This window comes from Enterobacter asburiae (assembly GCF_008080435.1).
In the GTDB taxonomy this organism is placed as follows: Bacteria; Pseudomonadota; Gammaproteobacteria; order Enterobacterales; family Enterobacteriaceae; genus Enterobacter; species Enterobacter asburiae_C.
The window spans coordinates 1-24,024 of the sequence record NZ_VRKN01000005.1 but is presented as its reverse complement, the minus strand read 5'-3'; the positions used below and the strand labels follow the sequence as shown (position 1 = coordinate 24,024).

The window sequence follows — 24,024 nt, the reverse complement described above, 5'->3', positions numbered from 1 at the left end:
GTTAAATCGGCATTGCGTTTCCCTGAGCGAGTATAGTCTTCAGAAATTATTTTCCAATCATCTGAGTCGAGAGGACCCCGTATGCAGGCTTTGATCTTAGAACAGCAGGACGGCAAAACGCTTGCCTCAGTGCAGGCGGTTGAAGAGAGTCGCCTGCCGGAAGGCGAAGTAACCGTCGACATCGACTGGTCCAGTTTAAATTATAAAGATGCGCTGGCTATTACCGGTAAGGGTAAAATCATCCGAAATTTCCCTATGGTGCCAGGTATTGATTTCGCTGGCCGGGTTCATACCAGCGAAGATCCGCGTTTCCATGCAGGACAGCAGGTACTGCTTACCGGCTGGGGCGTAGGTGAAAATCACTGGGGCGGACTGGCAACGCAGGCCCGTGTGAAGGGCGACTGGCTGGTGCCTATGCCGAAAGGCATGGATGGCCGCAAGGCGATGATCGTCGGCACGGCAGGCTTTACCGCCATGCTGTGCGTGATGGCGCTGGAAGATGCGGGTATTCGTCCTGAGTCGGGTGAAATTGTCGTCACCGGCGCCAGCGGCGGCGTGGGCAGCACGGCAGTCACGCTGCTGCACAAACTGGGCTATCAGGTCGCTGCCGTTTCCGGCCGTGAAAGCACCCACGATTACCTGCGCCAGCTCGGTGCCAGCCGCATTCTCAGCCGCGACGAATTTGCCGAAACCCGTCCGCTGGAAAAGCAGGTCTGGGCAGGCGCGGTGGATACCGTCGGTGATAAGGTGCTGGCAAAAGTCCTGGCGCAGATGAACTACGGCGGCTGCGTGGCAGCATGCGGTCTGGCGGGCGGATTTGCCCTGCCAACCACCGTGATGCCATTCATTCTGCGTAACGTACGCCTGCAGGGTGTGGATTCCGTGATGACCCCGCCGGCCCGTCGCCATGAAGCCTGGGAACGGCTGGTGCGCGATCTACCGGAATCTTTCTATACCCAGAGCGCAACGGAGATAACCCTCAGCCAGACGCCGGAATACGCCAGTAAGATCATGGACAACCAGTTCCACGGTCGTGCGCTGGTGAAAATCGCCTAATCTTCAAATTTTCGTGACATATTCGCGCGAATCCCTCTCCTCCGTCATGCTTAGGAAAACGCATGACGGAGGATGCCATGAAAAACCGAAAACTGACGGAAGCCGACGTAACGTCTGAGTCTGTCTTTATGTTACAGCGCCGCCAGATCCTGAAAATGCTTGGCATCAGCGCCACTGCCCTGACGCTCTCTCCGGCGGCACACGCCGACCTGCTCGACTGGTTTAAAGGCAACGATCGGCCAAAAGCCCCTTCCGGCGCCCCGCTCACCTTTACGAAACCCGCCGAATGGCAAAATAAACTGACGCTGACGCCGGAAGATAAAGTCACCGGCTACAACAACTTCTACGAATTTGGTCTTGATAAGGCCGATCCTGCCGCCAACGCGGGAAGCCTCAAAACCGATCCGTGGACGCTGAAGATTGATGGCGAAGTGGCTAAACCCCTGACGCTGGACCATCACGACCTCACCACCCGTTTCCCGCTCGAAGAGCGTATCTATCGCATGCGATGCGTGGAAGCCTGGTCGATGGTAGTGCCCTGGGTCGGCTTCCCGCTGCATAAACTGCTGGCGATGGTTGAGCCCACCAGCAACGCAAAATATGTCGCTTTCCAGACGCGTTATGCGCCGGACGAGATGCCCGGGCAGAAAGATCGGTTTATCGGCGGCGGGCTTGAATATCCGTATGTGGAAGGGTTACGTCTCGACGAAGCCATGCATCCCCTTACCCTGCTGACCGTTGGCGTTTATGGCAAAGCGCTTCCACCGCAGAACGGTGCCCCCATCCGTTTAACCGTACCGTGGAAATATGGTTTCAAAGGGGTTAAATCTATCGTCAGCATTAAGCTTACCCGCGAACGTCCGCCCACCACCTGGAATCTGGCGGCCCCGGACGAGTACGGTTTCTTCGCCAATGTGAACCCGCACGTGGATCATCCACGCTGGTCGCAGGCGACCGAGCGGTTTATCGGTTCCGGCGGTGCACTGGACGTGAAGCGCCAGCCGACGCTGCTGTTTAACGGTTATGCGGATGAAGTGGCCTCACTTTACCGTGGTCTCAATTTACGGGAGAACTTCTGAGTGCGTTTAACGGCAAAACAGATCGTCTGGCTGAAAGTGCTGCTGCACCTGGCCGGGTTACTTCCTTTTATATGGCTGTTCTGGGCCGCCAGCCAGGGACTCTTTAGCGCAGACCCGGCAAAGGATATCCAGCATTTTACCGGTCGGATGGCTCTGAAATTTTTGCTGGCCACCTTGCTCGTCTCGCCGCTGGCGCGCTACGCTAAACAGCCCTTATTGATACGCACCCGTCGGCTGTTAGGGCTATGGTGTTTTGCCTGGGCGACGCTGCACCTCACCAGCTATGCCCTGCTGGAGCTGGGAATTAACAATCTGGCGCTGCTTGGCCGCGAACTGGTGACGCGTCCTTATCTGACGCTCGGTATCGTGAGCTGGGTGGTTTTACTGGCGTTAGCGCTGACATCCACGCAATATGCGCAGCGAAAACTGGGCAGGCGCTGGCAACTGCTGCACAACTTCGTCTATCTTGTCGCGATCCTCGCCCCCATACATTACCTGTGGTCGGTGAAGATCCTCTCCCCGCAGCCGGTCCTTTATGCACTGGCGGCCGTGGCGCTTTTAGCATGGCGTTACAAGAAGTTCCGCCAGTGGTTGCGATAGTTCGCGAAACTGTGCGTTTTCCCGCAGATTCCCCGTCAACCGCAAATCTTTTTCGGATAGCGGTTGATAATCTTCCCTGATAAGACCAGTATTTAGCTGCTAAATGCTACGAAATCGTTATAATGTGCGACCTTGGTTCGCCTGACAGCGGTTTTAAGCCTCTGAAAAGGTGACATTTGCGCTTCGAAGGTATATTTTGTTTTTTACCCGAAAATCGCAGGAGATAGCGGCATAATGACTGACAAGTTCCATATCTTAGTTTTGAACGGACCGAACCTGAACATGCTCGGCACCCGTGAGCCAGAGAAGTACGGCACGCTAACATTGAGTGAAATTGTTAACCGTCTGGGAACGGAAGCAGCGTCATTGAATGTGGATTTGGATCATTTTCAGTCGAATGCGGAGTACGCACTCATCGACCGTATTCATCAGGCTAAAGACAATGTGGACTATATCCTGATCAATCCGGCCGCGTTTACGCACACCAGTGTTGCTATCCGCGACGCACTGCTCGCGGTGAGTATCCCGTTTATCGAGATCCACCTGAGTAATGTGCACGCCCGAGAGCCGTTCCGCCACCATTCGTATCTGTCAGATATCGCTGCCGGCGTTATCTGTGGACTGGGCGCTGACGGCTATTCATACGCTTTACAGACAGCGGTAAAACGCTTGTCACAATCACACTAAACAAGAGTACGGAACCCACTCATGGATATTCGTAAGATTAAAAAACTGATCGAGCTGGTTGAAGAATCAGGCATCTCCGAACTGGAAATTTCTGAAGGCGAAGAGTCTGTACGCATCAGCCGTGCAGCCCCAGCCGTTAGCTTCCCGGTAATGCAGCAAGCTTATGCTGCGCCAGTGCAGCAGCCGCTCTCCGCAGCCGTTGCACCAGCAGCTGAAGCCGCACCTGCCGCTGCAGCAGAAATCAGTGGTCACATCGTACGTTCCCCAATGGTTGGTACTTTCTACCGCACCCCGAGCCCGGACGCGAAGGCGTTCATCGAAGTGGGTCAGAAAGTCAACGTAGGCGATACCCTGTGCATCGTTGAAGCGATGAAAATGATGAACCAGATCGAAGCAGACAAATCAGGTACTGTGAAAGCGATTCTGGTCGAAAGTGGTCAGCCGGTTGAATTTGACGAGCCGCTGGTCGTCATCGAGTAACGAGGCGAACATGCTGGATAAAATTGTTATCGCCAACCGCGGCGAGATCGCACTGCGTATTCTTCGTGCCTGTAAAGAGCTGGGCATCAAGACCGTCGCTGTGCACTCAAGCGCGGATCGCGATTTAAAACACGTATTGCTGGCGGATGAGACGGTCTGTATTGGCCCGGCTCCGTCCGTAAAAAGCTATCTGAACATCCCGGCTATCATCAGCGCCGCTGAAATCACCGGCGCGGTGGCAATTCATCCGGGTTACGGCTTCCTCTCTGAGAACGCCAACTTTGCTGAGCAGGTTGAACGCTCTGGCTTCATCTTCATCGGCCCGAAAGCCGACACCATCCGCCTGATGGGCGACAAAGTGTCTGCAATCACCGCGATGAAAAAGGCCGGTGTTCCAACTGTACCAGGCTCTGACGGCCCGCTGACCGACGACATGGATGCTAACCGTGCTCATGCTAAACGCATTGGCTACCCGGTAATCATCAAGGCGTCCGGCGGCGGCGGCGGTCGCGGTATGCGCGTTGTGCGCAGCGATGCTGAACTGGCGCAGTCCATCTCCATGACCAAAGCAGAAGCGAAAGCCGCTTTCAGCAATGACATGGTGTACATGGAAAAATACCTGGAAAACCCACGCCACATCGAAATTCAGGTGCTGGCTGACGGTCAGGGTAACGCGATCTATCTGGCAGAACGTGACTGCTCCATGCAGCGTCGTCACCAGAAAGTGGTCGAAGAAGCACCAGCACCGGGCATTACCCCGGAACTGCGTCGCTACATCGGCGAGCGTTGCTCCAAAGCGTGTGTCGATATCGGCTATCGCGGTGCAGGTACCTTTGAGTTCCTGTTTGAAAACGGCGAGTTCTATTTCATCGAAATGAACACCCGTATTCAGGTTGAACACCCGGTTACCGAAATGATCACCGGCGTTGACCTGATCAAAGAACAGCTGCGTATCGCTGCTGGCCAGCCGCTGTCCATCAAGCAGGAAGAAGTTGTGGTGAAAGGCCATGCGGTAGAATGCCGTATCAACGCCGAAGACCCGAACACCTTCCTGCCAAGCCCGGGGAAAATCACGCGTTTCCACGCGCCGGGTGGCTTTGGTGTGCGTTGGGAATCTCATATTTACGCCGGTTACACCGTACCGCCGTACTATGACTCAATGATCGGCAAGCTTATCTGCTACGGCGAAAACCGCGATGTGGCAATTGCCCGCATGAAAAACGCCCTGCAGGAACTGATCATCGACGGTATCAAAACCAACGTTGATCTGCAGATGCGCATCATGAGCGACGAGCACTTCCAGAATGGTGGAACCAACATCCACTACCTGGAGAAAAAACTCGGTCTGCACGAGAAGTAATACAGCATCTTTGCGAAAAGGCCGGATTATCCGGCCTTTTTTATTTCTGGGGCCTGGAAAGCCTCATCATGTACAATCCCCGCTTTCTTTATCCACAAGGGACAAAAAATGGACAAACGTTTTGTTCAGGCCCATAAAGAAGCGCGCTGGGCGCTGTGGCTGACCCTTCTCTATCTCGCAGCGTGGTTAGTAACCGCTTACTTACCTGACTCTGCTATTGGCATCACCGGGCTGCCGCACTGGTTCGAAATGGCGTGTCTACTGGTACCGCTGGTCTTCATCCTGCTGTGCTGGGCAATGGTGAAATTCATTTATCGCGATATCCCGCTGGAGGACGATGATGCAGCTTGAAGTCATTCTGCCGCTTATCGCTTACTTGTTAGTGGTGTTTGGTTTATCCGTTTACGCCATGCGTAAAAGAACGACGGGCACTTTCCTGAACGAGTATTTCCTTGGTAGCCGCTCGATGGGCGGCGTCGTGCTGGCCATGACGCTGACCGCAACCTACATCAGCGCCAGTTCGTTTATCGGCGGACCCGGTGCAGCCTATAAATACGGGTTAGGCTGGGTGCTACTGGCGATGATCCAGCTGCCTGCCATCTGGCTCTCGCTGGGCATACTGGGTAAAAAATTTGCCATTCTGGCGCGCCGTTATAATGCCGTGACGCTCAACGATATGCTGTTTGCCCGCTACCAGAGCCGTTTACTGGTGTGGCTGGCCAGCTTAAGCCTGCTGGTGGCCTTTATTGGCGCGATGACGGTGCAGTTTATCGGCGGGGCTCGTCTGCTGGAAACGGCAGCCGGGATCCCCTACGAGACAGGCTTGATCATCTTCGGAGTAAGCATTGCGCTGTATACCGCGTTTGGCGGATTCCGCGCCAGCGTGCTGAACGATACCATGCAGGGATTGGTTATGCTCATCGGTACTATCGTCCTGCTGGTGGGTATTGTTCATGCTGCGGGTGGACTCACTCATGCAGTGGAAACCCTGGAGGCGATTGACCCGAAACTGGTCTCACCGGAGGGGGCAGATGATATCCTTTCTCCGACCTTTATGACGTCGTTCTGGGTGTTGGTATGCTTTGGAGTGATTGGCCTGCCGCATACCGCAGTGCGCTGTATCTCTTATAAAGACAGCAAAGCCGTACACCGAGGTATTATTATCGGCACTATCGTTGTCGCAATCCTGATGTTTGGTATGCACCTGGCAGGCGCGTTAGGTCGGGCAGTTATTCCCGACCTTACCGTACCCGATCTGGTCATCCCAACTCTGATGGTTAAAGTGCTGCCGCCATTTGCCGCCGGGATCTTCCTCGCCGCACCGATGGCCGCCATTATGTCGACAATCAACGCTCAGCTGCTGCAAAGTTCCGCTACGATCATTAAAGATCTCTATCTGAACCTGCGTCCTGAGCAGGCAGAGAATGAACGCCGCCTGAAGCGTATGTCGGCCGTTATTACTCTGGTATTAGGGGCATTGCTGCTGTTAGCCGCATGGCGTCCGCCGGAGATGATCATCTGGCTGAACCTGCTGGCATTTGGTGGGCTTGAAGCGGTATTCCTGTGGCCGCTGGTGTTAGGACTCTACTGGGAGCGTGCAAACGCGGCAGGCGCGCTGAGCGGCATGATTGTCGGCGGTGTGCTGTATGCCGTCCTCGCAACGTTTAAGATTCAGTACCTGGGCTTCCATCCGATTGTGCCTTCGTTACTGCTAAGTTTACTGGCGTTTGTGGTGGGGAACCGTTTCGGTCAGCCCGTCCCACAACCCGCTATGATTTCTACTGATAAATAAAGAGTTTTGCCATGCCGTGGATCCAACTAAAACTGAACACAACCGGCGCTAACGCCGAGGAACTGAGCGATGCGCTGATGGAGGCCGGTTCGGTCTCTATCACCTTCCAGGACACGCATGACACGCCGGTCTTTGAGCCACTGCCGGGCGAAACCCGCCTGTGGGGTGATACCGACGTTATTGGCCTGTTTGATGCCGAAACCGATATGAAAGAAGTTGTCGCGATTCTGGAGAATCATCCTCTGCTGGGCGCGGGTTTTGTACACAAAATCGAACAGCTGGAAGACAAAGACTGGGAACGCGAGTGGATGGATAACTTCCACCCGATGCAGTTCGGCAAGCGTCTGTGGATTTGCCCTAGCTGGCGTGACGTGCCCGATGAGAATGCGGTCAACGTAATGCTCGACCCGGGCCTGGCGTTTGGTACCGGCACGCACCCAACCACGTCCCTGTGCCTGCAGTGGCTGGATGGTCTGGATCTGGACGGTAAGACAGTGATCGACTTCGGCTGTGGATCCGGGATCCTCGCGATTGCAGCCCTGAAACTAGGCGCGGCAAAAGCCATCGGGATCGATATCGATCCGCAGGCGATTCAGGCCAGCCGCGATAATGCCGAGCGTAACGGCGTCTCCGATCGTCTGGAGCTGTATCTGCCGGATGCTCAGCCAGAAGCCATGAAAGCCGATGTGGTGGTCGCAAACATTCTGGCGGGCCCACTGCGCGAGCTGGCCCCGTTAATCAGCGTCCTGCCCGTTGAGGGCGGTCTGCTGGGGCTTTCCGGTATCCTGGCAAGCCAGGCCGACAGCGTGTGTGAAGCCTACGCCGCTCTCTTTGCCCTCGACCCGGTGGTGGAAAAAGAAGAGTGGTGCCGCATCACCGGTCGTAAAAAATAAGCATTTGGCGTGGTCATCTGACCACGCCTCTCTCCCTCTGATAATCCTCTCTCCCCCGGTCATTCTTCGGTAAAATAACCCTACAAATCACGTTGATTTGTATTACAAAAATTCACCGGAAGAATATGATGACACACATTACAGGCAAGGCAGCGCTGCTGGCGCTGAGCATGATCTCGGCTTCAGCATTCGCATCACACTGGAGCTACGAAGGGGAAGGTTCACCGGAACACTGGGGCGAGCTGGACGAAGCATACAAGACCTGTCAAAGCGGAATGAACCAGTCTCCCATTAATATTGATTCGACCGCTAACGCCCATCTCTCCCCGCTACAAACGCACTACGTTGATGGCCCTGTTACACTGACAAACAATGGCCATACCATTCAGGCAAGTGAACAGGCTGACACCCGCGATACCCTTACTCTTGATAAGCAAACCTGGACGTTACAACAGTTCCATTTCCACGCGCCGAGCGAAAACACCGTTCATGGCAAGAAATATGCGATGGAAATGCATCTGGTTCATAAAAATGCCAGTGGAGAACTGACGGTGGTGGCGGTCATGTTTGATAAAGGGACCGCAAACCCGGAGCTTGAAAAACTGTGGCGCGTTATGCCTCAGCAGGCCGAGCAGAACGTCTCCATCAAACAGGATCTCAACCTGAACAAACTGCTGCCAAAAGATAAAACGTACTGGCGCTTTAGCGGTTCATTGACCACCCCACCGTGTTCAGAAGGCGTCACCTGGATTGTGCTTAAGCAGCCCCTGACGGTTTCTGCAGAACAGCTTGATAGATTCACCCATACAATGCATCACGATAATAACCGTCCGGTACAGTCGCTGCATGGGCGCGTTGTGGTCGAATAAGCCACATTTTTCGCATGACGATCATGTTCTAAAATGCGACGCAGATCGCAAAGAAGTGGGGAAATCTGCTGCTAAAAACAGCAGATTATCCCGCTTCAGCGAAGCATTTATTCAGAAATGATGAGAAGTTACGGGAAATTGTAAGTGCCCATAAAATAACCATTTCCGCATAACATAATGATTTAAATAATGAATAATTTTGAACGGAAAGATTGAGCGGCGATTCCTTGATCTACCGCAGTGGATTGTTCAAAGTTTGGCCTTTCATCTCGTGCAAAAAATGCGTAATATACGCCGCCTTGCAGTCACAGTATGGTCATTTCTTAACTCATGCGCATCGGACACCACCAGCTTAGAAATCGCCTGATCGCAGCCCCTATGGCAGGTATTACAGACCGGCCGTTCAGGACGCTGTGCTATGAGATGGGAGCCGGTTTAACCGTATCCGAGATGATGTCGTCTAACCCGCAGGTTTGGGAAAGCGATAAATCCCGCCTTCGGATGGTGCACATTGATGAACCAGGTATTCGCACCGTGCAAATTGCCGGAAGCGTGCCTGAAGAGATGGCAGATGCCGCGCGGATTAACGTGGAAAGTGGTGCCCAGATTATTGATATCAATATGGGGTGCCCGGCCAAAAAGGTGAATCGCAAGCTTGCAGGTTCAGCCCTTCTGCAATACCCCGACCAGGTGAAAGCTATCCTGACGGCGGTTGTCAGCGCGGTGGACGTTCCTGTTACGTTGAAGATTCGCACGGGTTGGTCGCCGGAACACCGTAACTGTGTAGAGATTGCCCAACTGGCCGAAGACTGTGGCATTCAGGCCCTGACCATTCATGGACGCACTCGCGCCTGTTTGTTCAACGGTGAAGCTGAATACGACAGCATTCGGGCAGTTAAGCAGAAAGTTTCCATTCCGATTATCGCGAATGGCGACATAACTGACCCGCTTAAAGCCAGAGCTGTACTCGACTATACGGGAGCTGATGCTCTGATGATAGGACGTGCAGCTCAGGGAAGACCCTGGATCTTCCGGGAAATCCAGCATTATCTGGACACTGGGGAGCTGCTTGCCCCGCTGCCTCTGGCAGAGGTTAAGCGCTTGCTTTGTTCGCATGTTCGGGAACTGCATGACCACTACGGTCAGGCAAAAGGGTACCGAATTGCGCGTAAACACGTCTCCTGGTATCTCCAGGAGCACGCTCCAGATGACCAGTTTCGGCGCACATTCAACGCCATAGAGGATGCCAGCGTACAGCTGGAGGCGTTGGAGGCATACTTCGAAAATCTTGCGTAATGAAATAAAGAGCTGACAGAACTATGTTCGAACAACGCGTAAATTCTGACGTACTGACCGTTTCTACCGTTAACTCTCAGGACCAGGTAACTCAAAAACCCCTGCGTGACTCGGTTAAACAGGCACTGAAGAACTATTTTGCTCAACTGAACGGTCAGGATGTTAATGACCTGTATGAGCTGGTACTGGCTGAAGTTGAACAGCCACTGTTGGACATGGTGATGCAATACACCCGCGGTAACCAAACCCGCGCTGCGCTGATGATGGGTATCAACCGTGGTACTCTGCGTAAGAAACTGAAAAAATACGGCATGAACTGATACTAATCAGTTAAATGCTTGTTTAAAAAGGCGCTCTTCGGCATGGGGAAGCGCCTTTTTTATTACCTGCGCCTCTCCGTCAACGCATTGTAAACCTTCGCTTATCCCGCTTTTAAACCACGGTTTTTCGTGTATATTTCCCCCATCTTACTGGCGCTCTTCTCGCGGAATGACACAATGATTCGTAAATACTGGTGGCTGGTTGTCTTTGCAATCTCCGTTCTCATTTTCGACGCACTCCTGATGCAGTGGATTGAACTGATGAGCACCGAAACCGATAAGTGTCGCAATATGAACTCCGTCAATCCGCTGAAACTCGTGAACTGCTCAGCGCTCGACTAACCGCCCGATTGCGCAAATCCCCCCGTTATTACCCACTAAAAACGGGGATTTAAATCCCTTTGAGCCATTACCTGACGGTGATAATGTCTCGCCCTTCTCAACCGCTCTAGCGTAACCCCACACTCGAGTAGAACCGTCCATGCTTGTCAGCCAATACAACCATATCCTTGTCGTCCTCTCCTTTGTTGTTGCCATCCTTGCTGCGTATACCGCGCTGAACATGGCTGCACGTGTCGCCGGGAGTGAGGGCGTCGCTGCCCGCGTCTGGCTGGCTGGCGGCGGTATTGCAATGGGCATTGGCGTGTGGGCCATGCATTTTATCGGCATGCTGGCGATGGACCTCTCCATGAGCATGAGCTACAACGCCACCCTGACGGTGTTATCCATGGTCATCGCCGTGGGTTCGTCGCTGTTTGCGCTATGGCTCGTTAGCTGCGAGCAATTACGCTTGCGCCGACTGCTGCCAGGCGCGTTGGTGATGGGAAGCGGTATTGTTGCCATGCATTACACCGGCATGGCAGCGCTGGAAGTGATGCCCGGGATTATCTGGGACAAGGTCTGGGTGGCCATTTCGATCGCGATTGCGCTTGCCGCTTCGCTCGCAGCATTATGGCTGACCTTCCGCCTGCGTCGCGAAGCCGCGCAGGTCGTGCTGATGCGCATGGGGGCCGCCATCACGATGGGGATTGCCATTGCCGGTATGCACTATGCCGGGATGAAAGCGGCGCAGTTTCCAATGTCTACAATGGTTCACCATGAGGGCATTAACGGGAGCTGGCTGGCGGTGCTGGTCAGCGTCGTCGCGCTCTCTATTCTTGGGATCACCCTGCTGGTGTCGATGCTGGATGCCCGCCTTCAGGCACGTACCGCCCTTCTGGCCTCATCGCTGGCAGAAGCTAACCGGGAACTCGCTCAACTGGCGCTGCACGATACCCTGACGCGTCTGCCTAACCGTATCCTGCTGGAAGACAGACTCGATCAGGCCATCAGCAAAGCCGATCGTGAAGGGAACCACTTTGCCCTGATGTTCATGGATCTCGACGGTTTTAAAGCCATCAATGACGCCTATGGCCATGATGTCGGTGACAGGCTGCTGGTTGCTGTTACGCAGCGTCTGCTGCTTCTCCTGAAAGGCCAATTCACCCTCGCACGTATCGGCGGTGATGAGTTTGTTCTGCTGGCAGAGGGAGAAGGTCCGGACGACGCAGCATCGCTGGCGAATTCGCTGGTGCGCGCGATTGATAGCCCGTTCAATCTCGGCCCCTATGAACTGGTGGTGACCCTCAGCATTGGTATCGCGCTGTATCCTCACGACGGCAAAACCGAGCGTGAGCTGATGTTTAACGCCGACGCGGCGATGTATCACACGAAGCATATGGGCCGAAACGGTTACCACTTTTTCCAACCTTCCATGAACACCCTGGCGCAGACCCATCTCCAGTTAATGAACGATCTGTGGATGGCGATCGATCGCAATGAGCTGCGCCTGCTGTATCAGCCAAAATTTCACGCCCCCGCGGGTCCTGTCCTCGGATTCGAGGCGTTATTGCGCTGGCAGCATCCTAAGCAGGGGTTACTGACGCCGGACCTTTTTCTGCCGCTGGCGGAAAAAACGGGGCTGATCATCCCCATTGGCAACTGGGTGATTAATGAAGCCTGTCGCCAGCTGCGGGAATGGCATCTTCAGGGGCATCAAAGCTGGTCAATGGCGGTAAACCTGTCGACGCTGCAGTTTGAACAAACTTCGCTGGTTAAAACGGTTCTCGACTGCCTGGCACTGCACCATGTGCCACCGGAAATGTTGATCCTCGAAGTGACGGAAACCACGGCAATGAGCAACCCGGATGAAAGTGTGCGAGTGCTGACAGAACTGACGAATGCGGGCGTGAAGGCCTCCATTGATGATTTTGGCACCGGATATTCGAGCCTGCTGTACCTCAAGCGCTTACCCGCCTGTGAATTGAAAATCGACAGGGCATTTGTGAAAGAGCTCAGCGGGGAAAGCGAGGATGCCACTATTGTCTCAGCGATTGTAGCCCTCGCTAAAACACTTAACCTGAAAGTCGTGGCTGAAGGTGTGGAAACCGAAGCACAGCAAGCCTTTTTAACCGAGCTGGGCTGTAACACCCTTCAGGGTTATCTGTTAGGTAAACCCGCCAGCGCGCAGACCATAGAAGCACTTTGTGCCCGGGGGGAAATGTTACCTGGCGCTGAGCTGTAAACATCATCATCAGGCGACACGCGAATGACAGGGAGTGTCGCCAGAATGCTATCGACCAGAGCGGGAGCCTGCTGATAAAGATTAAAACTGTCGTTATTCATTAACCAGTTTTTAATTATTCCGCTAAAAAAACCGTGGAATACGATCAAGGTGAGATCAACATTCACCTCTGGTGAAAGGATGTTCCGCGAAATACAGGTCTCCAGCGTGGCACGTAGCGTGTCATAATTGAATCCAATACGTTTTCTGATTTCACGCTCTGAAATCATATCACTGCTAAATTCACACTTATGATACAGAATTTGTAAAAGCGCACATTGCCGGGGCTCATGGGCAATATACTGCAGCGCAGTAATAAATTGCTCACGAAGTTTTAACAATGGATCGTCACTATCGGAAAGGGAAAGCCTGTCGCGAATAATGTCGCGAAGCGGTAATTGCTGTTCCCAGATGGCATTAAATATTTCTGATTTACTGGTGAAGTGCCAATAGATCGCGCCGCGCGTCACCTTAGCAGCATCAGCGATATCCGTCAGCGTCGTGCTGGCTACGCCACGCGTCGCAAACTGTCCGATAGCCGCCTCGATCAGCTGCTGCCGGGTTTGTTGAGCCTCTTCTTTCTTTTTACGCGCCATAGGCAGCTACTCGTTACTCACAAGGTTTAAAGGTAATACTGCGTTCATGCAAATGTAAGTATTCACCAAAATCCGTTTTAATTTTGCACAAAAAAAGTCAATCCGCTCAATTTATAATTATTACAAATACATCGAATCAATTAAATTCACGGAATGAATAATTAGACAATATTAAACTCATTTACCTGATTAACATACCTGGAGTATATCCCTGTATGGACCAGGTCTGATTCTGATTTTTTCTACAAGCATGGTCATTCGCACTTATAAATTAAAAAACATTAAATACCCTCATTATTATACGCAGCTACATTTTATTTTTTATCCCTCTGCCCCAGCTACCGATTCACGGCATATATCGGTTAATGGGTATTTAAAGGAACAGTAATGACGAATCATTTCAGACGCTTGCCCTTATCCGGTTTCATTGTCTGCGCGGTACTGCTCACTGGATGCGATGGTCAGGAAAATCAACAACAACACCTGCAGGCGCCTCAGGTCAGCGTGCATATTGTGAAAAGCACGCCTCTGGCTGTTACCACTGAACTCCCGGGCAGAACAGATGCATTTCGCGTTGCGGAGGTTCGTCCTCAGGTTAGCGGCATTATCCTTCGCCGCAACTTCGCGGAAGGTAGCGATGTAAAAGCGGGTGAGTCACTTTACCAGATTGATCCCGCGACCTATCAGGCAGCCTATGACAGCGCGAAAGGTGAGCTGGCGAAGGCGCAGGCGGCGGCCAATATTGCGCACCTTACGGTGAAACGTTACCTCCCCCTGGTAGGCACCCAGTATGTCAGTAAGCAAGAGTATGACCAGGCCGTGGCGACCGCTCAGCAGGCTGACGCCAGCGTGGTTGCTGCAAAAGCCGGCGTTGAAAGCGCACGTATCAACCTTGCCTACACCAAAGTGACCTCTCCTGTTGATGGTCGTATCGGGAAATCCAGCGTGACCGAAGGGGCGCTGGTGACGAACGGACAAGCCGCTGCACTGGCTACGGTCCAGCAGCTCGATCCAATTTATGTCGATGTCACCCAGTCCAGTAATGATTTTATGCGCCTGAAACAGACGAGCCTGCAAAAAGGCGATACCGCCAGCAGCGTTGAGCTGCTGATGGAGAACGGACAGCCCTATCCGCTGAAAGGCACATTGCAGTTCTCTGACGTCACGGTCGATGAAAGTACCGGCTCGATTACCCTGCGCGCCATTTTCCCGAACCCTCAGCATCTGCTGTTACCCGGCATGTTTGTGCGCGCCCGCATTGATGAAGGCACCCAGCCGGATGCGATTCTGGTTCCACAGCAAGGCGTGACCCGTACACCGCGAGGCGATGCAATCGTCCTGGTGGTGAACGATAAAAACCAGGTTGAGCCGCGTACCGTCGTAGCCCCTCAGGCAATTGGCGATCGCTGGCTGGTGACGAAAGGGCTGAAAAACGGTGACCGCGTGATTGTCAGCGGGCTGCAGAAAGTCAGACCGGGGGTAACCGTCGTCGCCACGCCGGATACCACCACGACTCCAGCCGGTTAAGGGACAACGACATGGCTAATTTCTTTATTCAGAGACCGGTTTTCGCCTGGGTACTTGCCATCATTTTGATGATTGCAGGCGGGCTGGCCATTCTCAAACTTCCCGTCGCACAGTACCCGACCATTGCCCCTCCCGCCGTGGCGATATCCGCGACCTACCCGGGAGCTGACGCTCAAACGGTGCAGGATACCGTGACCCAGGTTATCGAACAGAACATGAACGGCATCGATAACCTGATGTATATGTCCTCCACCAGCGATTCAGCGGGTAGCGTCACCATCACCCTGACCTTCGAGTCAGGAACCGATCCGGACATCGCTCAGGTGCAGGTGCAGAACAAGCTGCAGCTCGCCATGCCGCTGCTGCCGCAAGAGGTACAACAGCAAGGGATTGGCGTGGAGAAATCCAGCAGCAGCTTCCTGCTGGTCGCCGGTTTTGTTTCAGATAACAAAAGTCTCACGCAGGATGACATCTCTGACTATGTCGCCTCAAACGTCAAAGATGCCATCAGCCGAACGTCTGGTGTCGGTGACGTTCAGCTGTTTGGCGCTCAGTATGCGATGCGCATCTGGCTCGACAGCAACGCGATGAACAAATACCAGCTGACGCCGTTGGACATTATCAACCAGTTGAAAACCCAGAACGATCAGATAGCGGCAGGCCAGCTGGGCGGAACGCCGTCCATTCCCGGGCAGCAGCTGAATGCCTCGATCATCGCGCAAACCCGCCTGAAATCACCGGAGGAATTTGGCCGCGTGACGCTCAAGGTGAACCAGGACGGCTCGATGGTTCATCTGAAGGACGTGGCTCGTATTGAGCTGGGTGGCGAAAATTACAACATGGTCACTAAAATCAACGGGCAGGCGGCAACCGGTCTGGGGATTAAGCTGGCAACCGGGGCAAATGCGCTGGACACCGCGGCTGCCATTAAGAGCAAGCTGGCGCAGCTGCAACAGTTCTTCCCACAGGGACTGAAAGTTGTCTATCCCTATGACACCACACCTTTTGTGAAAATCTCCATCCACGAAGTGGTGAAGACCCTGTTTGAAGCGATCATTCTCGTCTTCCTGGTCATGTACCTGTTCCTGCAAAACTTGCGGGCGACGCTCATCCCGACTATCGCGGTGCCGGTCGTTCTGCTGGGTACCTTCGCGGTTCTGGCGGCATTTGGTTTCTCCATCAATACCCTGACGATGTTCGGCATGGTGCTGGCGATAGGTCTGCTGGTCGATGACGCTATCGTGGTCGTTGAGAACGTTGAACGTGTCATGGTCGAGGACAATCTGCCGCCGAAAGAGGCCACGCAGAAGTCGATGGGGCAGATCCAGGGCGCACTGGTGGGGATCGCCATGGTGCTCTCGGCGGTCTTTATTCCGATGGCCTTTTTTGGCGGCTCGACGGGGGCGATCTATCGCCAGTTCTCGCTGACTATCGTTTCCGCTATGGCGTTGTCCGTACTGGTTGCGCTAATCCTGACGCCCGCACTCTGTGCAACGTTGCTTAAGCCCGTATCCGGCGACCATCATGAGAAGAAAGGTGGCTTTTTCGGCTGGTTTAATGCGCTCTTTGATAAAAGCGTGGAACACTACAGCAACAGCGTGAGCAGTATTTTGCGTAAGACAGGACGCTATCTGGTGGTGTACGTCATTATTGTCGGTGGGATGGCGGTGCTCTTCCTGCGCTTACCCACCTCCTTCCTGCCAGAAGAGGATCAGGGGGTGTTTATGACGATGGTTCAACTCCCGGCAGGTGCAACCCAGACGCGTACTCAGCAGGTCCTCGACCAGGTTCAGGACTACTATCTGAACAAAGAGAAGGCGAACGTTGAATCCGTCTTTACCGTAAACGGCTTTAGCTTTAGCGGACAGGGTCAGAACTCCGGTATTGCATTCGTCAGCCTGAAGCCCTGGGAGGAGCGCCCGGGGTCGGAAAATGGCGTCGAAGCCATTGTGGGCCGCGCGACGAAAGCCTTCCATCAGATTAAAGATGGCCTTGTGTTCCCGTTTAACCTGCCTGCAATTATTGAGCTGGGTACCGCCACGGGATTCGACTTTGAGTTGATTGATCAGGCTAACCTGGGGCATACCCAACTGACGCAGGCACGTAACCAACTGCTTAGCATAGTGAAAGAGCACCCTGACCTGCTGGTTCGCGTGCGTCCTAACGGTCTTGAAGATACGCCTCAGTTCAAGCTGGATGTCGATCAGGAGAAAGCGCAGGCGCTGGGCGTCAGTCTTTCTGACGTCAACCAGACGATTTCGACGGCCTTAGGTGGCACCTATGTAAACGACTTTATCGATCATGGACGCGTGAAAAAGGTCTACGTTCAGGCCGACGCAAAATTCCGTATGTTGCCAGGAGATATTAACAACCTTTACGTAAGAAGCACGAATGGGGAAATGGTCCCGTTCTCCGCCTTTAGCAACGCTCACTGGGTCTATGGTTCACCTCGCCTGGAGCGTTATAACGGCATGCCCTCTATGGAGATCCTCGGTGAATCAGCCCCGGGTAAAAGTACCGGTGAGGCTATGGTAATGATGGAAAGTCTCGCGGCAAAACTGCCTTCCGGCATCGGCTATGACTGGACGGGGATGTCTTATCAGGAGCGGCTCTCGGGTAACCAGGCTCCTGCCCTGTACGCCATTTCACTGATCGTGGTGTTCCTGTGCCTGGCAGCGCTGTATGAAAGCTGGTCCATTCCGTTCTCCGTCATGCTGGTTGTGCCGCTGGGGGTCATTGGGGCTCTTCTCGCAGCGTCGCTACGCGGGTTAAACAACGACGTCTATTTCCAGGTCGGCCTGCTGACGACGATTGGCTTATCGGCGAAAAACGCCATCCTGATCGTCGAATTTGCTAAAGACCTGATGGATAAAGAAGGTAAAGGCATTATTGAAGCCACACTGGAAGCTTCAAGGATGCGCCTTCGACCGATCCTGATGACGTCCCTGGCCTTTATTCTTGGCGTCATGCCGCTGGTGATCAGCACCGGGGCCGGGAGCGGCGCGCAAAACGCCGTCGGTACGGGCGTTATGGGAGGAATGCTTTCCGCAACGCTTCTGGCGATTTTCTTCGTGCCCGTTTTCTTTGTGGTTGTTCGGCGACGGTTTACTAATCATAAAGATTAATGTTTTCCTGAGAAGGCACCTCTGGTGCCTTTTTTTATTTTTAATATAAACAATGAATTAGGGTTTACATAAAGGCAGTGTTAAAAATATGATGATTTGCATTAAGTAAAAACAGTCTCTTGCAGCTTCATAATGTCTCCATTAATTCCTCCTGAAACCGACTTTTCTCCACGATTTTTACAAACTACATAATTTGAGATTATTCCTCGTGTAACGAGGACTTACCCCGGTGGTAAAATAACCTCCAGTTCGTTAATAGCCCTCCTGGCTTTATGGCGGATGAGAAATAATACTGAGGTAATATCATGAAAAGATTCATTTCCGTTGCACTTCTCGCTGCGCTGCTTGCTGGTTGCGCGCACGACTCTCCATGTGTACCGGTTTACGACGACCAGGGCCGACTGGTTCATACCAATACCTGTATGAAAGGCACTACCCAGGATAACTGGGAGACTGCGGGTGCTATCGCTGGCGGTGCTGCCGCAGTAGCGGGTTTGACGCTGGGTATTGTTGCCCTGACGAAGTAACATCTGTTGAGAAAGCGCGGCTCTGGCCGCGCTTTTGCTTTTAATGAGTGCAATATTTTAAAATAAGTAAAAAAATAGCCCTGTATTTATTCAAGTAATTAAACCAAGCCTGAAGTCAGTCACAACTTTTTCGCATACTCATTCAAATTACTTATTCTATCGTGATGATTTTCACACATTAAGATTATTGAATACCCTGCCAATATTCACGCCAGAAACTATCTCTTCTTTTTCCTGACTCGACTCAAAACTTTTGCTCCGATTTGTGGCACAGGTTGTAATTTCGCACCGTTTCGGGGCGCTCGTTTTATTTAAGCCTGTCTACACTCAGCATTAAGCGTTCACTCGTCTCTTATTTTGTCGAACGCAAAACTGGCATTACGTTTGCTTTATAAACGTTGGCCAAAGCCACAGACAGGTAAAGCGTTTAAAAACGCCTCTATAACGATAAATTTCGCCACACAGGATGCATTATGAAAAAGACGATGATAGCCAGCCTGGCCGCTGCAGGCATGTTGTTTGCCGTAGCCGGTCAAGCCCATGCGGGAACGACACTGGATGCCGTTAAAAAGAAAGGTTTTGTTCAATGTGGTATCAGTGACGGTTTGCCTGGCTTCTCTTATGCCGATGCGAACGGCAAATTTACCGGTATTGATGTGGATGTCTGCCGTGGCGTTGCAGCCGCCGTTTTTGGCGATGACAGCAAAGTAAAATATACCCCGCTGACGGCGAAAGAACGCTTTACGGCGCTGCAGTCCGGCGAGGTCGACATGCTCTCCCGTAATACCACCTGGACTTCCTCCCGTGATGCAGGCATGGGGATGGCATTTACGGGCGTGACCTATTATGACGGTATCGGTTTCCTGACCCACAATAAAGCTGGCCTGAAAAGCGCTAAGGAACTGGATGGTGCCACCGTTTGTATCCAGGCGGGCACCGATACCGAGCTGAACGTCGCGGATTATTTCAAAGCAAACAACATGAAATACACCCCAGTGACATTCGACCGCTCGGATGAATCGGCCAAAGCGCTGGAATCCGGCCGTTGCGATACGCTAGCCTCTGACCAGTCACAGCTGTATGCCTTACGTATTAAGCTGAGCAACCCGGCAGAGTGGATTGTCCTGCCTGAAGTCATCTCCAAAGAACCTCTCGGCCCCGTCGTTCGTCGTGGCGATGAAGACTGGTTCTCCATTGTTCGCTGGACGCTGTTTGCCATGCTGAACGCAGAAGAGATGGGCATCAACTCTAAAAACGTTGATGAGAAAGCCGCTAAGCCATCCAACCCGGATATGGCACACCTGCTCGGTAAAGAAGGTGATTTCGGCAAAGATCTGAAGCTGGATAACAAGTGGGCTTACAACATCATCAAACAGGTGGGCAACTACTCTGAGATCTTTGAGCGCAACGTGGGATCGGAAAGCCCGCTGAAGATCAAACGCGGCCAGAACAATCTCTGGAACAACGGCGGTATTCAGTACGCGCCACCAGTACGTTAAGTCATAGCTGTAACGGGCACTGCTCAGGCAGTGCCCACTCCAGAGTCATGGTTACTGAGGTTTCTTTATGTCCCATCGCCGCTCAGCCGTAAAAGGATCGCTATCCTTTTCTCATCCCGCGGTCCGCGCCTGGCTATTCCAGATTATTGCTATTGTTGCGGTTGTTCTCATCGCCGTGTATCTCATCCATAACACCATCACCAACCTGAATAATCGCGGCATTACTTCCGGTTTCGCGTTTTTAGATCGCAGCGCAGGGTTTGGTATTGTTCAGCACCTTATTGATTACCAGGAAGGTGACACGTACGGACGCGTGTTCGTGGTCGGTTTACTGAATACGCTGTTGGTATCGGCGCTTTGTATCGTCTTCGCGTCGATACTGGGCTTCTTTATTGGCCTGGCGCGTCTTTCTGAAAACTGGCTCCTGCGGAAATTGTCTACTGTTTATATCGAGACGTTCCGCAATATCCCCCCGCTCCTGCAGATCTTCTTCTGGTATTTCGCCGTACTGCGTAACCTTCCCGGTCCCCGTCAGGCCGTCGACGCGTTTGAGCTGTTTTTCCTGAGTAACCGTGGGTTGTCCATTCCTTCTCCTCAGCCGGGTGAAGGTCTTTACGCTTTCATCGGCGCGATTGTGATAGCGCTTGCTCTCTCTGCCGGGGTATTCCGTTTTAACCGTAAGCATCAGATCAAAACCGGTCAGCTTCGTAGAACCTGGCCCACGGCAGTCGTCCTGATCGTTAGCCTGCCACTAATAGCACACTGGCTGTTTGGGGCCGCTCTGCACTGGGACATTCCACATCTGCGTGGCTTTAACTTTCAGGGCGGGATGGTATTAATTCCCGAGCTGGCAGCCCTGACGCTGGCGCTGTCGATTTATACGTCCGCGTTTATCGCAGAGATTATCCGTGCAGGGATCCAGGCCGTACCTTATGGACAGCACGAAGCGGCACGCTCACTGGGATTACCCCATACCGTGACGCTTCGCCAGGTCATCATTCCGCAGGCTTTACGGGTCATCATTCCGCCCCTGACCAGCCAGTATCTCAATATTGTCAAAAACTCGTCGCTGGCAGCTGCCATTGGCTACCCCGATATGGTGTCACTCTTCGCCGGAACCGTGCTTAACCAGACCGGACAAGCCATTGAAACCATCGCCATCACGATGTCTGTCTATCTGATCATCAGCCTGGTGATTTCATTGCTGATGAACCTTTATAACCGTCGTATAGCACTGGTCGAGCGCTAAGGATCTATGATGACAAAAGCGATACTGTCGCACTCCTCGCGCCCTGCCAACTCGACAGGTGGACGTTTCATTCTCTGGGCGCGTAAGAATCTGTTCTCCAGCTGGAGTAACAGCCTGCTGACGCTTGTATGCCTGTGGCTCATGTGGGAATTGATTCCTCCTCTGCTGAACTGGGCGTTTTTACAGGCCAACTGGGTCGGTTCAACCCGAGCAGACTGCACAAAAGCCGGCGCCTGCTGGGTGTTTATTCACGAGCGCTTCGGTCAGTTCATGTATGGGTTGTATCCACATGAACAACGCTGGCGGATTAATCTGGCGCTGGTCATCGGCCTGCTTTCTGTCGCGGCCATGTTCTGGAAAAAGCTGCCTCATCGTGGACGCTATATTGCCGTCTGGGCAGTGGTTTATCCGATTATTGTCTGGGTACTGTTGTATGGCGGTTTCCTGGGGCTGGAACGCGTTGAAACACGCCAGTGGGGCGGGCTGACGCTGACGCTGATTATCGCTTCAGTGGGGATAGCCGGTGCTCTACCGTGGGGGATTTTACTTGCCCTGGGACGGCGTTCAAAAATGCCGATCGTACGCGTGCTCTCCGTTATCTTCATTGAGTTCTGGCGCGGCGTACCGCTTATCACCGTTCTGTTTATGTCGTCGGTCATGCTGCCGCTGTTTATGGCAGAAGGTACCACCATCGACAAGCTGATCCGTGCCCTGGTGGGGGTGATTCTCTTCCAGTCCGCCTATGTCGCTGAAGTTGTACGTGGTGGGCTGCAAGCGTTGCCTAAAGGCCAGTACGAAGCGGCGGAATCACTGGCGCTCGGTTACTGGAAAATGCAGGGGCTGGTCATTCTTCCACAAGCACTCAAGCTGGTCATTCCGGGTCTGGTCAACACGATCATTGCCCTCTTCAAAGATACCAGTCTGGTGATCATCATCGGATTGTTCGATCTCTTTAGCAGCGTGCAGCAGGCAACCGTTGACCCTGTCTGGCTGGGTATGTCCACCGAAGGATATGTCTTTGCAGCCCTGATCTACTGGATCTTTTGTTTTAGCATGTCGCGCTACAGCCAGCATCTGGAAAAGCGCTTTAACACCGGGCGTACACCGCACTGAGGAAATTATGAGCCAAATAACTATGACACCCGCCGACGCGATGATTACGCTGGAAAATGTGAATAAATGGTACGGACAATTTCATGTCCTGAAGGACATTAATCTTAAGGTAAAGCAGGGAGAACGCATCGTCCTTTGCGGCCCTTCTGGCTCCGGGAAATCCACAACCATTCGCTGTATTAATCATCTTGAAGAACACCAGCAAGGACGCATTGTGGTTGATGGCATCGAGCTGAATGAAGATATCCGCAATATCGAACGCGTACGTCAGGAAGTGGGAATGGTATTTCAGCACTTTAATCTGTTTCCGCACCTGACCGTTCTGCAGAACTGCACGCTTGCGCCAATTTGGGTACGAAAGATGCCGAAAAAGGAAGCGGAAGCGTTGGCAATGCACTACCTGGAGCGCGTACGTATCGCAGAGCATGCCAATAAGTTTCCAGGCCAGATATCGGGTGGCCAACAGCAGCGTGTGGCTATCGCCCGTTCGCTGTGTATGAAACCGAAAATTATGCTGTTTGATGAACCGACATCTGCCCTCGATCCAGAAATGGTGAAAGAGGTTCTGGACACCATGATTGGGCTGGCACAATCCGGCATGACCATGCTGTGTGTGACGCATGAGATGGGGTTTGCGCGAACCGTGGCCGACCGGGTGATCTTTATGGACCGCGGTGAGATTGTTGAGCAGGCGCCGCCGGATGAGTTCTTTGCGCATCCGAAGTCAGAACGTACGCGAGCATTCCTGTCGCAGGTGATTCATTAGTCGTTTGCTCTGCCGGGTGGCGTCTTCGCCTTACCCGGCCTACCGTTTTTTCTGCGCATAAACGCAAAAAGGCCATCCTTTCGGATGGCCTTCTCACTTATTTGATGTCTGGCAGTTCCCTACTCTCACATGGGGAGACCCCACACTACCATCGGCGCTACGGCGTTTCACTTCTGAGTTCGGCATGGGGTCAGGTGGGACCACCGCGCTAAAGCCGCCAGACAAATTCTTTTACTTCTTGCCGAACTTTAACCTAAGTATAAAGTGGTGCTGATACCCAGAGTCGAACTGGGGACCTCACCCTTACCAAGGGTGCGCTCTACCAACTGAGCCATATCAGCACGCTAAATTTGATGCCTGGCAGTTCCCTACTCTCACATGGGGAGACCCCACACTACCATCGGCGCTACGGCGTTTCACTTCTGAGTTCGGCATGGGGTCAGGTGGGACCACCGCGCTAAAGCCGCCAGGCAAATTCTGTTAAATCTGTATCAGGCTGAAATTTGAATGCGTCGTCTCTTCGCCAAAACATCTTCGGCGTTGTAAGGTTAAGCCTCACGGTTCATTAGTATCGGTTAGCTCAACGCA

General features: G+C 53.0%; 22 protein-coding genes, 1 tRNA gene and 2 rRNA genes. 21 read left to right on the top strand and 4 right to left on the bottom strand.

Going from position 1 to position 24,024, the window contains the following annotated elements:
* Positions 1 to 81 precede the first annotated feature (81 nt).
* The 14 genes from acuI (at position 82) to FU672_RS11060 (ending at position 12,995) form a co-directional block, all read left to right on the top strand.
* A complete protein-coding gene (gene acuI / locus FU672_RS11130; protein ID WP_148243299.1) occupies positions 82 to 1,056 on the top strand; it encodes an acrylyl-CoA reductase (NADPH) in 975 nt (324 codons plus the stop codon).
* Between the two features lie 77 nt (positions 1,057 to 1,133).
* The gene (gene msrP / locus FU672_RS11125) at positions 1,134 to 2,135 is read left to right on the top strand and encodes a protein-methionine-sulfoxide reductase catalytic subunit MsrP (RefSeq protein ID WP_148243298.1); all 1,002 of its coding nucleotides are present in this window, start codon (positions 1,134 to 1,136) and stop codon (positions 2,133 to 2,135) included.
* On the top strand, positions 2,136 to 2,735 hold the full coding sequence (msrQ, locus tag FU672_RS11120; protein WP_148243297.1) for a protein-methionine-sulfoxide reductase heme-binding subunit MsrQ: 600 nt from the start codon (positions 2,136 to 2,138) through the stop codon (positions 2,733 to 2,735).
* 234 nt (positions 2,736 to 2,969) lie between these two features.
* Entirely contained in the window at positions 2,970 to 3,422 is a 453-nt protein-coding gene (gene aroQ / locus FU672_RS11110; protein ID WP_023309405.1) for a type II 3-dehydroquinate dehydratase, read from the top strand.
* A 21-nt stretch (positions 3,423 to 3,443) separates the two neighbouring features.
* Positions 3,444 to 3,902, top strand: a complete 459-nt coding sequence (gene accB, locus FU672_RS11105) for an acetyl-CoA carboxylase biotin carboxyl carrier protein (protein ID WP_148243296.1) — start codon at positions 3,444 to 3,446, stop codon at positions 3,900 to 3,902.
* 10 nt (positions 3,903 to 3,912) lie between these two features.
* Positions 3,913 to 5,262 (top strand): acetyl-CoA carboxylase biotin carboxylase subunit, encoded by a 1,350-nt coding sequence (accC, locus tag FU672_RS11100; protein ID WP_010436177.1) that lies wholly within the window; start codon positions 3,913 to 3,915, stop codon positions 5,260 to 5,262.
* 108 nt (positions 5,263 to 5,370) lie between these two features.
* Positions 5,371 to 5,613 carry a YhdT family protein gene (locus FU672_RS11095; RefSeq protein WP_006178860.1) on the top strand — a complete coding sequence of 81 codons (243 nt, stop codon included), beginning with the start codon at positions 5,371 to 5,373 and terminating at the stop codon, positions 5,611 to 5,613.
* On the top strand, positions 5,603 to 7,054 hold the full coding sequence (panF, locus tag FU672_RS11090) for a sodium/pantothenate symporter (protein ID WP_148243546.1): 1,452 nt from the start codon (positions 5,603 to 5,605) through the stop codon (positions 7,052 to 7,054). Before FU672_RS11095 ends, panF begins: the two co-directional genes overlap by 11 nt.
* An 11-nt stretch (positions 7,055 to 7,065) precedes the next feature.
* Positions 7,066 to 7,947, top strand: a complete 882-nt coding sequence (gene prmA / locus FU672_RS11085; RefSeq protein ID WP_129994868.1) for a 50S ribosomal protein L11 methyltransferase — start codon at positions 7,066 to 7,068, stop codon at positions 7,945 to 7,947.
* 128 nt (positions 7,948 to 8,075) lie between these two features.
* Positions 8,076 to 8,816, top strand: a complete 741-nt coding sequence (locus FU672_RS11080; RefSeq protein ID WP_148243545.1) for a carbonic anhydrase — start codon at positions 8,076 to 8,078, stop codon at positions 8,814 to 8,816.
* 330 nt (positions 8,817 to 9,146) lie between these two features.
* The gene (dusB, locus tag FU672_RS11075; protein ID WP_045329658.1) at positions 9,147 to 10,112 is read left to right on the top strand and encodes a tRNA dihydrouridine synthase DusB; all 966 of its coding nucleotides are present in this window, start codon (positions 9,147 to 9,149) and stop codon (positions 10,110 to 10,112) included.
* Positions 10,113 to 10,135: 23 nt separating this feature from the next.
* A complete protein-coding gene (gene fis / locus FU672_RS11070; RefSeq protein WP_000462905.1) occupies positions 10,136 to 10,432 on the top strand; it encodes a DNA-binding transcriptional regulator Fis in 297 nt (98 codons plus the stop codon).
* A 177-nt stretch (positions 10,433 to 10,609) separates the two neighbouring features.
* The gene (locus tag FU672_RS11065) at positions 10,610 to 10,774 is read left to right on the top strand and encodes a DUF2556 family protein (protein ID WP_148243295.1); all 165 of its coding nucleotides are present in this window, start codon (positions 10,610 to 10,612) and stop codon (positions 10,772 to 10,774) included.
* A gap of 139 nt (positions 10,775 to 10,913) precedes the next feature.
* Positions 10,914 to 12,995, top strand: a complete 2,082-nt coding sequence (locus FU672_RS11060; protein ID WP_148243294.1) for a putative bifunctional diguanylate cyclase/phosphodiesterase — start codon at positions 10,914 to 10,916, stop codon at positions 12,993 to 12,995.
* On the opposite strand, the gene envR is transcribed toward FU672_RS11060, so the two are convergent.
* A complete protein-coding gene (gene envR / locus FU672_RS11055) occupies positions 12,911 to 13,630 on the bottom strand; it encodes an acrEF/envCD operon transcriptional regulator (protein ID WP_148243293.1) in 720 nt (239 codons plus the stop codon). The genes FU672_RS11060 and envR overlap by 85 nt on opposite strands.
* 387 nt (positions 13,631 to 14,017) lie before the next feature.
* Here envR and FU672_RS11050 point away from each other — a divergent pair, with 387 nt between their 5' ends.
* The 7 genes from FU672_RS11050 (at position 14,018) to FU672_RS11020 (ending at position 23,436) form a co-directional block, all read left to right on the top strand.
* The gene (locus FU672_RS11050) at positions 14,018 to 15,157 is read left to right on the top strand and encodes an efflux RND transporter periplasmic adaptor subunit (protein WP_148243292.1); all 1,140 of its coding nucleotides are present in this window, start codon (positions 14,018 to 14,020) and stop codon (positions 15,155 to 15,157) included.
* 11 nt (positions 15,158 to 15,168) lie between these two features.
* Positions 15,169 to 18,282, top strand: a complete 3,114-nt coding sequence (locus tag FU672_RS11045) for an efflux RND transporter permease subunit (RefSeq protein ID WP_148243291.1) — start codon at positions 15,169 to 15,171, stop codon at positions 18,280 to 18,282.
* A 305-nt stretch (positions 18,283 to 18,587) separates the two neighbouring features.
* On the top strand, positions 18,588 to 18,809 hold the full coding sequence (locus tag FU672_RS11040) for a lipoprotein (RefSeq protein ID WP_008502867.1): 222 nt from the start codon (positions 18,588 to 18,590) through the stop codon (positions 18,807 to 18,809).
* Between the two features lie 473 nt (positions 18,810 to 19,282).
* Positions 19,283 to 20,308, top strand: a complete 1,026-nt coding sequence (locus tag FU672_RS11035; protein ID WP_148243290.1) for an amino acid ABC transporter substrate-binding protein — start codon at positions 19,283 to 19,285, stop codon at positions 20,306 to 20,308.
* 67 nt (positions 20,309 to 20,375) lie between these two features.
* Positions 20,376 to 21,557: an amino acid ABC transporter permease gene (locus FU672_RS11030; protein ID WP_032639774.1), complete on the top strand. Its 1,182-nt coding sequence runs from the start codon at positions 20,376 to 20,378 to the stop codon at positions 21,555 to 21,557.
* A gap of 9 nt (positions 21,558 to 21,566) precedes the next feature.
* Positions 21,567 to 22,670: an amino acid ABC transporter permease gene (locus tag FU672_RS11025; RefSeq protein WP_148243289.1), complete on the top strand. Its 1,104-nt coding sequence runs from the start codon at positions 21,567 to 21,569 to the stop codon at positions 22,668 to 22,670.
* A 7-nt stretch (positions 22,671 to 22,677) separates the two neighbouring features.
* Positions 22,678 to 23,436, top strand: coding sequence for an amino acid ABC transporter ATP-binding protein (locus FU672_RS11020; protein WP_014171880.1), 759 nt, complete (start codon positions 22,678 to 22,680; stop codon positions 23,434 to 23,436).
* Positions 23,437 to 23,542: 106 nt separating this feature from the next.
* On the opposite strand, the gene rrf (FU672_RS11015) is transcribed toward FU672_RS11020, so the two are convergent.
* From rrf (FU672_RS11015) to rrf (FU672_RS11005), 3 genes are all read right to left on the bottom strand, one after another.
* Positions 23,543 to 23,658 (bottom strand): 5S ribosomal RNA (gene rrf / locus FU672_RS11015).
* Between the two features lie 43 nt (positions 23,659 to 23,701).
* Positions 23,702 to 23,777: transfer RNA gene (locus tag FU672_RS11010), tRNA-Thr, on the bottom strand.
* 14 nt (positions 23,778 to 23,791) lie between these two features.
* A 5S ribosomal RNA gene (gene rrf / locus FU672_RS11005) occupies positions 23,792 to 23,907 on the bottom strand.
* Between the last annotated feature and the right edge of the window lie 117 nt (positions 23,908 to 24,024).